At 46.2% G+C, this 12,698-nt stretch carries 10 protein-coding genes; 6 read left to right on the top strand and 4 right to left on the bottom strand.

Annotated features, from left to right (window positions below; genetic code table 11):
• The first annotated feature begins 49 nt into the window (after positions 1-49).
• Together G163CM_RS08890 and G163CM_RS08895 are read left to right on the top strand one after the other, a co-directional pair.
• A complete protein-coding gene (locus tag G163CM_RS08890) occupies positions 50-2,539 on the top strand; it encodes a hypothetical protein (protein WP_231827755.1) in 2,490 nt (829 codons plus the stop codon).
• A gap of 404 nt (positions 2,540-2,943) precedes the next feature.
• Positions 2,944-4,296, top strand: a complete 1,353-nt coding sequence (locus G163CM_RS08895; RefSeq protein WP_231827756.1) for a hypothetical protein — start codon at positions 2,944-2,946, stop codon at positions 4,294-4,296.
• Between the two features lie 560 nt (positions 4,297-4,856).
• On the opposite strand, the gene G163CM_RS08900 is transcribed toward G163CM_RS08895, so the two are convergent.
• The 4 genes from G163CM_RS08900 to G163CM_RS08915 all read right to left on the bottom strand — a co-directional run bounded on the left by G163CM_RS08900 (position 4,857) and on the right by G163CM_RS08915 (position 8,649).
• A complete protein-coding gene (locus G163CM_RS08900) occupies positions 4,857-6,542 on the bottom strand; it encodes a DUF262 domain-containing protein (RefSeq protein ID WP_231827757.1) in 1,686 nt (561 codons plus the stop codon).
• A 277-nt stretch (positions 6,543-6,819) separates the two neighbouring features.
• The gene (locus G163CM_RS08905; protein ID WP_231827758.1) at positions 6,820-8,121 is read right to left on the bottom strand and encodes an HNH endonuclease signature motif containing protein; all 1,302 of its coding nucleotides are present in this window, start codon (positions 8,119-8,121) and stop codon (positions 6,820-6,822) included.
• Positions 8,096-8,371, bottom strand: coding sequence for a hypothetical protein (locus tag G163CM_RS08910; RefSeq protein WP_231827759.1), 276 nt, complete (start codon positions 8,369-8,371; stop codon positions 8,096-8,098). The genes G163CM_RS08905 and G163CM_RS08910 overlap by 26 nt, the downstream gene beginning before the upstream one ends.
• The gene (locus G163CM_RS08915; RefSeq protein WP_231827760.1) at positions 8,365-8,649 is read right to left on the bottom strand and encodes a hypothetical protein; all 285 of its coding nucleotides are present in this window, start codon (positions 8,647-8,649) and stop codon (positions 8,365-8,367) included. Before G163CM_RS08915 ends, G163CM_RS08910 begins: the two co-directional genes overlap by 7 nt.
• A gap of 551 nt (positions 8,650-9,200) precedes the next feature.
• Between G163CM_RS08915 and G163CM_RS08920 the strand changes: the two genes are divergently transcribed.
• The 4 genes from G163CM_RS08920 (at position 9,201) to lhgO (ending at position 12,691) form a co-directional block, all read left to right on the top strand.
• Positions 9,201-9,458: a YjhX family toxin gene (locus G163CM_RS08920; protein ID WP_015964995.1), complete on the top strand. Its 258-nt coding sequence runs from the start codon at positions 9,201-9,203 to the stop codon at positions 9,456-9,458.
• A gap of 15 nt (positions 9,459-9,473) precedes the next feature.
• Positions 9,474-10,220, top strand: coding sequence for an SAM-dependent methyltransferase (locus G163CM_RS08925; RefSeq protein WP_231827761.1), 747 nt, complete (start codon positions 9,474-9,476; stop codon positions 10,218-10,220).
• 205 nt (positions 10,221-10,425) lie between these two features.
• On the top strand, positions 10,426-11,403 hold the full coding sequence (gene glaH, locus G163CM_RS08930) for a glutarate dioxygenase GlaH (RefSeq protein WP_231827762.1): 978 nt from the start codon (positions 10,426-10,428) through the stop codon (positions 11,401-11,403).
• Between the two features lie 19 nt (positions 11,404-11,422).
• The gene (gene lhgO / locus G163CM_RS08935; RefSeq protein WP_096320627.1) at positions 11,423-12,691 is read left to right on the top strand and encodes an L-2-hydroxyglutarate oxidase; all 1,269 of its coding nucleotides are present in this window, start codon (positions 11,423-11,425) and stop codon (positions 12,689-12,691) included.
• Positions 12,692-12,698: the final 7 nt, after the last annotated feature.

Genomic DNA, 12,698 nt, shown 5'->3' on the forward strand with positions numbered 1-12,698 from the left:
CGGTTATACAACCTCAAAGTGAACGTACTACATTCTGACAGGAAGAATTATGGCTCATATAAGCGCCGTCGTAACCCTACGACCAATTCGATTCGCATTCCTCGTTAAACCTAATGACAGTAAACGGTTATTGGAAATCTTCCAAATAAACACATGCCTTTGGGGCGGTAAATTTAACCCTATCATTCCAATTTTTGGGCATGTGCCTAAATGGTGGGATAGGGATGACTACAAACCTGAGAGCGCTTTGCAGATCGTCAATGGCTATCTTGATGCTTTCGAACCTGATTTCCTTGTAGAAGCTGAAGCAGGGCTGGCTAAAGGGTTTGGCTATGACCCAGACCGAGTACTGCAACTTTCAGCCATGCTAAGGCGATCTGATGAACTACGGGATCAAGCTGGGCTTGATGTCTTCGATCTATATAAAGATCTGTATAAGAAACAATTTCAATTCGTGCGTCGACATGAGCACAATATCGTGGAACTACTACCTCGGACGAATGCATTGAAGTCGTTTTGTGCTTGCCTATCCGGCAGCTTCCCTGAGGATGAAGACCTTAAATATTTTGGCCAAGGGTTCTGTGATGCTTTTGATCCCAAACAGGTTGAATTATCCCCAGAAGTTCTAGTACACCTGTACAAGGATGGATTTAATTCAGCACTACAAATCGGTCACTCGAATATTGAGGTTAATTATCATGACAATGCGGACCCAACGCTCTTTGTCATGGATGCACATGACTCGCGCGATCTTATTGACTTCTGGAACCTTCGCGCCATGCGGAAATATGTCCGACCAATTCCAGTCCAATGGATTGATGCGCTTTCCCCATACTGCAGAGAATACATTGAACATTGCCATCGTCCCGTTCGAGGGAATCAATTTGGCTTAATGAATCATGCTACTGTAATGTTCGCAAGATCTATCCCTACTGCGAATATCGAACAACTTTACGCCGACTATTTGCGGGTTAATCAAGATGAGGCAAATAGGCGTCAAGATTGGTATCCACCGATTTGGCGACCATCATCTGGTTTTACAGTTCGCACTACTCGACCTACTCTATCATGTGCAGAAAAAAAGTTTGACACACAAATCGAAGGTGACCGAACCGAAGTTCGATTTGATTATCTCCATCCAGAATTCACTGAAAGATATGGTGCTAATGATGCTCGCTGGGTGAACGTCGTGAAATTAAAAAATTGGGCAAATACCAGTCGGGCTGCAACCGTTTATCCATGTAATTACAGGTCACCCAAAATACCACGTTTCCAGTCAATACAAAGGAGCATCTTATCTACAACTGAAGGTTTTGTTGTATTTTGCCGTTTCCATAATATGTCTGATCTCTGGCGTTTGAGTGACGGCACAACTGCGATAAGTGAATGGCTAAAAAACAATGGAGTTGAAAGCCAAATCTCCGATGCAGGACAAGCTACACAGCAGATCATTAATACGCTCGGAGGTTTCAGGGGAATTAGTAGTTTTGCCCATGCAGAGATAGTGAAACTTCTCAATAAAATTTCTCGACGCCCTATTTCACCCTCAATTCAACACCAAGAATTTCAGAACAAAATTAATAATGTGGTGAAGGGGGATATATGGCGAAATAAAAATGCTGAAACTTTAGTTGAGCTTGGTGCTGTTGAGCTTGGCTTGGAGTTGAAGTGTGCAAAATGCTCTACTTGGGGATGGCACGCGCTACGCGAACTGGATCTTGTAGTAGCATGTGGCCTTTGTCTAAATAAGTTTAGCTTTCCAATGATCGATCCAAGTTCGAGTCAATTGTCCCGTTGGGCTTACAGGTTGATAGGCCCCTTTGCACTTCCCGATTATGCTCGTGGGGGATACGCCGCATCCCTAACGCTAAGATTTCTCGCCAACATATTTGGAAATCATGATACCACTATTACATGGTCAACCGGCCAAATACTGACATTGGCCCCAAAGCAACATATTGAAGCTGACCTAATACTCTGGCACCGACGCAAAATTTTCAATGAGCTGGATCACCACGCAGAACTCGTATTTGGAGAGGCAAAAAGCTTTAGGGGAGAGAATTCCGAAGAGAAAAAAGCGGTTGCTGATGCATTTGAAGTTGAAGATGTAGAAAGAATGAAACAACTTGCTATCCGCTTCCCTGGCGCGATTTTGGTTTTTGCAACCATGAAGCAGGCAGGAGATCTTTCCCCGGCTGAAATTCAGCGGATTAAAAAACTCGCGTCTTGGGGGCGTGAATACATCCGCGAGCGCCGACAAACAAGGGCTCCCGTAATACTCTTAACTGGTCTAGAGCTGTTCGCGCCATATTCGCTTTCTCAAGCCTGGGATGCTGCAGGTGGCCGCCATGCTGAAATGGGAAAAGGACACTTCGGCTATACAGATAATCTTCGCGTTCTGGCCGATATGACACAGCAGTTATACCTTAACATGCCGGCATATAGCGAATGGTTACGAGCAAAGTGGGAAAAAAGAAATCAGCGTCGTCAAGTGCGACAAGCTGCTGCGGTGCCAGCACGAGATGCTGGAGATCATTAATGTAATCCAAGAGTGCGGAAAACCGGATGCTAAATCCTCCGGTTTTCCACATGAGCAAAATGTCTGCTCCTTGCTCACAGTAGACCTTCAGCTCAGTTATCTTGTCCGCTGTGTGCCAGAAGAAGACATTGATTTTGTTAGGCTTGCTCAGAACTGTACTTTGTAAACAATAAAATTCATTCAAAATAAAATATGGGGCATATATCTTTGTAGGTTCGTTGGGATAAATTACCACCTTATATCGCCATGTTTTAAATCATAAAATATCATTGAAATCCAATTCATCTAGTCACTACATTTCTTTTTTGTCTGTTGCCTCGTTGTTCTCGCCTGTTGATTATTGTTTTTCATAAAAATAATAATTATAATTAGCCATAATTTAAATATTATACAGGAGGGGTAAGATGTCATATCATCAGCTAAAAAAAACCAGAAAAAACATCCTTGCATCTGCAGATGTTTCTGGTTCCTATGATTTTTGGACAACGATAATATGCTTGGACTCTATATCCAGCCCAACAATAAAGAAAATTGAATCATTATGTGATAAATACCATTCTGAATTTAATGACTCTAAAAACATACCAATTGATGATTTCAAAAGTGTCATTGATGTCAAATCCTTAGCAAGGCATGAATTTACACATTATATTGACTGCACATCAACTCTATGGGGGTTTAAATATTTAAAGTTATTATCCTCAGCGTATGCATGCAATACTGATATCTATCAAAATACAGATGAAGAAAACTTCCACATTGCTAAAAGCCTTGAACACTTTTTAAGGTTTATTCGACTTCCGAAATATTTTACTGAATTAGGTTCAGCAGACGGAGGCAATTGTTTATGGAGGTATACAGAAACAATTGGACATAGATTTACTCCGACAGGGATGGTATCAGATCATCCTATTTTATTTATGAGATTCATGGACGAAAATCTTCAATTAATAGTCAGATCACCTATTTCTATATTGTCAATTCTTGAGTGTTCAGCAATGGCTCAGGAGGTTCTATTTAAAATGCACTCTCTCAAAAGTCGTTCTACTTTTGCTGAATATAAAGTTGAATTAGCACAATATGAAATAGAACTTAAGAAATATTTCTATGATAAGTCGCTCACTGAATATTCAGCTTGTGCACATCTCATTGCATCTAAACTTAAAATAAATTCAATTTTCGAAGTGTTTGAATTATGCTCGCTTCTGTGTCGTTTTGTACTCAATACATCAGATGAGATATATGATTTAATCCTCAAAAGGTGCAACTTTGCTGAGATTCTAAATATACCAGTCGGTCATGAATTTGAAAAAAGATTTAGAAAAGGCTTTGAATATCGAGAACCGGGATTTCTTTTGTATTTGTTATGCAAAACCTTTCAAAATGATTATGATTTTAGTATATCAGCCACATCAATATATAAAGGTTATTTAAAACTTGGCGTAACAAAGCTAGAATTTATGAATAGTGTCTCTGATGAAAAAATTAAACTCATGGAATATTTAACACTTTCTTCAGAACCATATATTTTAAAAATAGCGGTTAGAGGCCTTGAAAACTCTGAATTAATCAAAGATGAATCATTTATTCTTCCATTCGATTCAATGGAATTGCCTCCGGTATATTTAGGCGATGCAACTATCTATGATTTTTTCCAAACGAACATCACAAAGAATCCTGATTATGATCTGGAAGAATTATATTTAAGATTACACAAAGGACAGAGTTGGGTGGAACGTTTTATTGAAGCTTGCTAACTGCATCCTATAACCTAATTATAGGTTTATTATGTAAAAAACCATCTGTAAGCTAGGTGGTTTTTATTGATTCGTGGGATTGCAATCTAAAATTCCTAAAAATAAATCTCAATTTTTAAGCCAGATAAGTAGAATATTGCAAATCTGTTACTCACCATCTTTATATAATCCAGATTACGTTCAAAAATAAAGGATAAAGTAAATATGTAAATCCCACTCAACCGGGGCACTCATTTTTAGAAATCGTCCACTAGACTGATTATATCTTGGATTAGCCCCTATTTGAGTAATACGCAGTGTGTTCGTTAAGACCTTGCCGACTATAAGAACAATTATGAACTTCCGCTTCTCGCTCATAGCAGACTTTGGGTATCAGGAACTTGACTGCTTCATGCCAGGGGAAAATGTTGAGTGTGTCACCATATGTTAATCAACAGATGGCAGGTCAAAGGATGGCCTTAACGTATAGGGGAATGCCAGGCTATTACCTTCTACAATAATACCTGGCAAATTTGGGCTATTTAACTTTAGTACATTCAGGCCCATGTATTTCAGGGAATTTACTCCTCAGTTTCCAGCAGGCCAATTTCAGCAATACGCTCTTGGATCAGTTGCTTGCGCTTTTCGACGAAGCGTCTGAAATTTTCAGTTTTCCAGAGTGTTTTAGGTGAAGAGGGGATGCAATGTAACTCTAAAAAATCAGCTGATTGATTTCTCAGCCATTGTTCGAGTGGTTGTGCACCTTTATCACCTGAGCCATTCTGATGCGCAGGCAAAAGCATACAGTTTGCTAACTGGTCAATTTCCCAGTTCTCGTAGGTTCGGATCTGGCGACCGGTTTCTTCATTAAGTTCCTTCTGAGCTTTCAGAATGCTACGTGCGAAGATATGGTCAATTTGCGGTTCGTGCTGGAATCCAGAGGATTTGTATTCCCCTCCATACCACATGTTGAACAGAAGGTGGATATGTCCACTGCCATAGCCGCACCAGTCGAAGAGACGCTCCTCAGTTAAATGCAGGCTCCGGTTGGATGAAACAATAGCCGCACGAATTTTTTTAACATCAAATCCTTGTTGCTCTTCAATTAGCTTCACCAGTTTATCAATGATGCCATCAGGCTGACCGGAAAATACGCCATTGAGAAGCGCAGGTATCAGATACTGTTTTAAGGCTTGTGATTTCTCAAGTTTCTTGGGGAAATGATACTGCAAATATACTAATGGGATAAGTGCATTATATGATGTAAGAGCTTTTCCGGTACGAATATAGGTTTTACTGACGATCTCACCTTTTACAAAGAGCAGCGCTTTAGCTATTTCTGGCCAGTTCTCACTGATTTTTCTGCGGACTTCATCGTCACGTAATTTATCCACATCGTATTTAGCGCCGTAACCCAGAATAGTAGTACTCAGCTTGATGAGAAAATCACGAGAGAAGTTGAAGCGATCATTATCGTTAATTTGCTCCAGAAACTCCTCAAAAATCACATCTGCTTCAGACCATTCTGTGGAAAGCAGAGTAAACATCAAGTCTGACTTACTTAAACGCGTACCGCCTGAGTTAGCGCGGATAAAAACTTCAACCACATCGTCAAAGGTGAGATCGCCTTCATCGTCGCTACTGTCAATTACATGATATAACAAAGCCCCTTCATTACTGAACTCCATACGCGCTCTGCTTAGGTTAATCGTTGCCAGCTCACGTTCTTCACTACTCAGCTCTAGTCCTTCTTCCTTGAGGCGCTGGCTGAGGATCTGCTCAGGCAATTTCTTGGGGTAGATAATGTCGGACATTGCCATCCACGGCCAACCAGTACAAGATACATCCTTAAACTCAAAGCGATAACGTAGTTCTTCTTTGCTCGCTGGTTCACCACTCAGTAAATCGAAATGCAATACCTGACCGTCGATACTCCCTTTTAATGCCAGATAGAAGCTCTGCAAACGCTGCTGACCATCCAGCACGAGCCATTTTGCCTTCGTTTTACCATGATGATAATGATCCTTCAAATCAACCTTACCGCCATTAAAGTTCTGTATAAATTTTCGGTGCTTTATCGCTTCGCGGGTTTTCCAGAAAAGCATTGAAGACAACGGATATTGGCGCATCACCGAGTCAAAAAGGCGGGCAATTTGATCTGTATTCCACACAAACTGCCTCTGGATGTTTGGAAGCCAAAGCCCACCACCATCAGCTTCATCGTTGTTGATTTCCTGAACTATCGCCTTTATTGATTTACTTGGCATCTAATTATTCCTTGTCGTTAGATCGTTGGTGCGTAACTGAAATTGGCTTACTTATGTACATTAAGTAGAATTATCGGCAGTGTGGTGATTACATTTAGGTTTAACAGGATCTTACTCGATACTTAGTAAGGTCTCACTTAAACAAGTCAGTCATTTTTAAAGCACTTTCGGCATACGAATTTGGTTTCATTTCAAACTAATGTGTGCTCCTCGCTAAAAAGCAGCCTATCAACCTCTAACAGCTTAAAAACAATAGTGTTCGTCCTTGCCTGCCCCTTCACGCTGCATTCTGACTGAATTCCGCCCAGCGGGCTAGCAGGTAAGCCGGGTTAATCGGACGCTGGGTATCAGCAATGAGCTTACCTTCAAATTGCGCCAGGTCGGGATCGTCTGCCAACACTCCCGCGTCAAAGTGAACGGTCAATGTCTCTGGGTTAATCGCCATCAGGCCCGCATCAAACAAACGATGCAGGTCAACGCGCATAAGCAGCCCGTTAGTGTAATGGTCGATACCGTCATTGCAGTGCTCCATAAGATGGGCCGCTTCCGTGCGCTGGCGTGTGCGAACACCGGAAATCACGCAACAATTAAAACAGTTCAGACGTACTGTCTCGGTGAATTCCACCTGATCAGGACGAGTAATGACCTCCGCTTTATAGCCTTCTCGTTTAGGCTTCACAGGAAGTTCTGCAATGGGTGCTACCGGTTGTTGCATATCTATCGGTTCGATAGGCTGATTGACTGGTGCTGGCTGTACCTGTTTATGCATACGTGCAGCCATAAAATCACGGGCGCTTTCGAGCATAGTTTCAGCGGTGCCGCGGAACTGTAAACGGAATTCGAGCAGCAGATGCGTCGGTAGAATCTGACGCAATTTTTCGTGGATATCTTCACGGCTGGCTTCATCATTGATGCGTTTTTTATTAGCCTTCCGCACTTCTTCTTCACGGCGAAGGCGTGACGCTTTATGTAGATCCTCCAAACGCTGCAAGTCCTCAGCCTTAGCAGCGGCTTTTTTCCCCTTTTGGATTTTCCCGACAGCATCACGCCGGAAGCAGTACTTTTCAAAAATGGATGAGGAGAGAATAGCCGCGATGATTTCCTGTACTGGAAGACCTTGATTCCGAAGGCCACTCACCCATTCGTGAAGCTGTTTCGAATACGGCACACCCTTTTCAATCAATCCGCCACTGGCAAGGCGCAGAGCTTCATCTTTATGGCATTCAACAATCTGGAAACGCCGCTCCTGTTCCAGTTGCTCATTTTCATGTTGGTGGACCTCAACCTGCTGTCGTTTGGCCTCCGCTTTCTCCAGTGTTTCCCGCGTTAATTCTCGATAGTTTTCGGTGGAGGCTTGCGCCTTTAGATAGCGAGCATAAGCAACGGATTTAGGAACATTGCGGAGGATATATTCCTCATCTTTACCAACGGCAAGTTGACGCTTAATTTCTAACATGAGGCCGCTGCGATCAACCTTTGGCCCCGCAGGAAGGATGGCATTCAACAGTTTGGTAATGCGTACACTGCCAGTGCCACTTAATTTGGTAATACGATTATTTTTGAAAAATTTCTTTGCCATACTCAAAAGTTCCAGCCCAGACCTCCAACGCACCAGCATAATTATACCGACAAAACGTATTAATCCCTCGCTGATGACTTTTAATCCCCGTATGCAGGTGTAACGCTTTCGCTTCATGCACCCAGAAACTGCCGCCTGCCTGCGTCTGTGGGTGGAAGATACGAGCTTGCGGATACCTTTCGCTCAGTTGACCGTGACTCAAGCCAAACCATTTCCTCGACACATCGCGGAATTCGCGCGTCGTTAACAACCGCCCCCCATTCGCTGACAGCGTTCGCGGGCGGTAGAGAAATTATTATCAACCGTGCCCTCACCGATAAGCCAGGTGTTCACAACGAAAGGATAGTGCTGCGTATTGTCCGTTTTACGGTTGCGCAACGTCAACGTATTGGAGAGTTCATGTTCCTGCGGCTGCCGTTTCATCACCAGCGTTACTCGCCCTTCCTGATGCGGACGAATGTCGAGCCAGTCATGGGCAACACTAAAGACGACATCATTCAGATTGAGCGCTTCGTGATTGCTGCTCATGGTGACCTTGGCCCCGGTAAACCCGGCGCTCAGAATAGAGGCGGTGCGAAAGCCGGAGTTGGTGGGTGAGTGAAAACTGATGCGCTTGAAATAGTCGTTTTTTTCAGTCGCATTCACAGACGGTGAAAAGATGAACGGTAAAACACAAAAACACCAGGCGGGCGGCTTTATAGGCTTCCTTTCATATCATCGCGATACCTGAAGGCAGCATAGCGTTACCTGTTATGGCATAAAGCATTTTTACCTAATTTGAAAATACAATTGAGTTCTTCACTTCCGGGAATAGGTCAGGAGACATCACCGCGTCCTCCTGCGTGATCTCCCTCACACAACCCAACATCGCCTATTCCCCTGTAAAACCTGCGTGTTAACATTCACACTGTAAATACCTATCAACTCATACCGAGGCTTTGATGCTGGAGAATGTAATCATCCGATAATCAGCTCCCCGACCTTTTAAGGCCGGTCTGATTATCAATGCGCCGAAATCGAATGCGGACACCGCAGTGTGTTTGCACGTTTTGCACATGATGATTAACAGGTTCACCAGTATGAATTTATCCCGTCAGGAACAACGTACCTTACACGTTCTCGCCAAAGGTGGCCGAATTGCGCACGTTCGCGATTCTTCAGGCCGCGTGACCTCCGTCGAATGCTATAGCCGCGAAGGGCTTCTGCTCAGCGACTGTACTCTCGCCGTCTTTAAAAAACTCAAAACCAAAAAACTGATTAAGTCCGTCAATGGGCAACCTTACCGTATCAACACCACCGGGTTGCAGAACGTCCGCGCCCAACTGGACAACCGCTAAACAAGGAGAAAACCTATGGATATCCCACGTATTTTTACGATTAGCGAAAGTGCGCACCGCATTCATAACCCCTTCACGGCAGAAAAGTACGCCACGCTGGGGCGCGTTCTCAGGCTTACGCCAGAAATGCACATTCTTGACCTCGGCAGCGGCTCCGGTGAGATGCTCTGCACCTGGGCGCGCGATCATCAGATAACGGGTACAGGCGTCGATTTAAGCCCGCTGTTCACCGGGCAGGCTAAAGCGCGGGCGCTGGAACTGAAAGTAAGCGAACGCGTGAGCTTTATCCATCGAGATGCAGCAGGTTATGTGGCTGCTGAACCCTGTGATATCGCAGCCTGCGTCGGTGCAACCTGGATTGCCGGGGGCCTTGAAGGCACGCTGGCCCTTCTGCGTCAAAGCCTGAAACCCGGCGGTATGATGCTTATCGGCGAACCTTTCTGGCGTCGCAGGCCTGAATCCGACGCGGTTGCGCAGGCGTGCGGCGCAAACGCGCCTGAGGATTTTTTGGCACTGCCGGAACTGGTCGGTTTATTTGATGAGCGCGGCTATGACGTGGTGGAGATGGTGCTGGCAGACCAGGAAGGCTGGGATCGCTATGAAGCGGCAAAATGGCTCACCCTACGCCGCTGGCTGGAAGCCAACCCGAACGATCCTTTCGCACCGGAGGTTCGCTCAATTTTAACTGAATCACCAAAAAGGCATGTCACATACACCCGTGAATACGTCGGCTGGGGCGTTTTTGCCCTGATGCCGCGATAATCCCTTCACCTAAAGCCGGGTAACGTGGTTACCCGGCACGCATACCCACACAAATAAGACGTTTAATTCCTGCCGCATTTGATCACAAATTTGAAACAAATCGCCCTCTCTGTGCACGTTTTCTAAAAATGTAGATATTTTTTACTTATGGCTACGAAATGAGCATCGCCATGTCACCCTACATCTCATAAGAGGATCGCTTCTGATGAATGCACTGACCGCCGTACAAAATAACGCTGTCGATTCAGGCCAGGACTATAGCGGATTCACCCTCACCCCGTCGGCGCAATCCCCGCGTCTGCTGGAACTCACCTTCACCGAACAGACGACCAAACAGTTTCTCGAGCAGGTTGCCGAATGGCCCGTGCAGGCGCTGGAGTACAAATCGTTTCTGCGTTTTCGGGTAGGCAAAATTCTTGACGATCTGTGTGCGAATCAGCTGCAACCGTTGCTGTTGAAGACCCTGCTAAACCGCGCTGAGGGTGCGCTGCTGATCAACGCGGTGGGTGTCGATGATGTCGCAAAGGCAGATGAGATGGTGAAGCTGGCGACGGCGGTGGCGCATCTGATTGGTCGCTCCAATTTCGACGCAATGAGCGGTCAGTATTACGCGCGTTTTGTAGTGAAAAATGTCGATAACTCAGACAGCTATCTGCGTCAGCCGCACCGCGTGATGGAGCTACACAACGACGGTACGTATGTCGAAGAGATCACCGATTACGTGCTGATGATGAAAATCGATGAGCAGAACATGCAGGGCGGAAATTCGCTGCTGCTGCATCTCGACGACTGGGAACATCTCGACCACTATTTCCGCCATCCACTGGCGCGTCGCCCGATGCGCTTTGCCGCGCCGCCGAGCAAAAACGTCAGCAAAGATGTTTTCCATCCAGTGTTCGACGTTGATCAACAAGGTCGCCCGGTGATGCGTTATATCGACCAGTTCGTCCAGCCAAAAGACTTCGAAGAAGGCGTGTGGCTGAGCGAGCTTTCCGACGCCATTGAAACCAGCAAAGGCATTCTTTCTGTGCCCGTTCCCGTTGGCAAATTCCTGTTGATTAACAATCTGTTCTGGCTGCACGGTCGCGACCGCTTTACCGCGCATCCGGATCTGCGCCGTGAACTGATGCGCCAGCGTGGCTATTTCGCTTACGCCTCTAACCACTACCAGACGCATCAGTAAGCGCAAAGGAATTGAGCGGATGTATGATTTTGTGATTATTGGCGGCGGCATCATCGGCATGTCGACCGCCATGCAACTAATTGATGTCTATCCGGATGCCCGCATTGCGTTGCTGGAAAAAGAGTCCGGCCCGGCCTGTCATCAGACGGGCCACAACAGCGGCGTGATCCATGCCGGGGTTTATTACACGCCCGGTAGCCTGAAGGCACAGTTTTGCCTGGCGGGAAACCGCGCCACTAAAGCCTTTTGCGATCAAAACGGCATTCGCTATGACAACTGCGGCAAGATGCTGGTCGCCACCTCTGAACTCGAAATGGAACGGATGCGCGCGTTGTGGGAACGCACGGCGGCAAACGGTATCGAGCGCGAGTGGTTAAACGCCGTGGAACTGCGCGAGCGCGAACCGAATATCACCGGGCTTGGCGGCATTTTTGTGCCGTCCAGCGGCATTGTCAGCTACCGCGAAGTCACAGCGGCGATGGCAAAAATTTTCCAGGCCAGAGGCGGTGAGATTATCTATAACGCAGAAGTCAGCGGCCTCAGTGAGCATAAAAACGGCGTGGTGATACGTACCCGCCAGGGCGGCGAATATGAAGCATCGACGCTGATTAGCTGTTCCGGGCTGATGGCTGACCGGCTGGTGAAAATGCTCGGACTCGAACCGGGCTTTATCATCTGCCCGTTCCGTGGTGAGTATTTCCGCCTTGCGCCGGAGCATAACCAGATTGTTAACCACCTGATTTACCCCATTCCCGACCCCGCGATGCCATTTTTGGGCGTGCATCTCACCCGCATGATCGACGGCAGCGTGACCGTCGGGCCAAACGCGGTGCTGGCTTTCAAACGCGAAGGCTATCGCAAGCGCGACTTCTCATTTAGTGACACGCTGGAGATTTTGAGCTCGTCGGGGATTCGCCGGGTGCTGCAAAACCATCTACGCTCAGGACTGGGCGAGATGAAAAACTCGCTGTGCAAAAGCGGCTATCTGCGGCTGGTGCAAAAGTATTGTCCCCGGCTTTCGTTAAGCGATCTCCAGCCCTGGCCCGCCGGTGTGCGGGCGCAGGCGGTATCGCCGGACGGCAAGCTGATTGACGATTTTCTGTTTGTCACCACCCCGCGCACGATCCACACCTGCAATGCGCCCTCCCCGGCAGCGACATCAGCAATTCCTATTGGTGCGCATATTGTCAGCAAGGTACAAACGCTGTTGGCAAGCCAGAGTAACCCCGGACGCACGCTGCGAGCGGCACGTAGTGTGGATGCCTTACACGCCGCATTTAATCAATAACCTTTGA

Origin of the sequence: Pseudocitrobacter corydidari (genome assembly GCF_021172065.1) — a bacterium.
In the GTDB taxonomy this organism is placed as follows: Bacteria; Pseudomonadota; Gammaproteobacteria; order Enterobacterales; family Enterobacteriaceae; genus Pseudocitrobacter; species Pseudocitrobacter corydidari.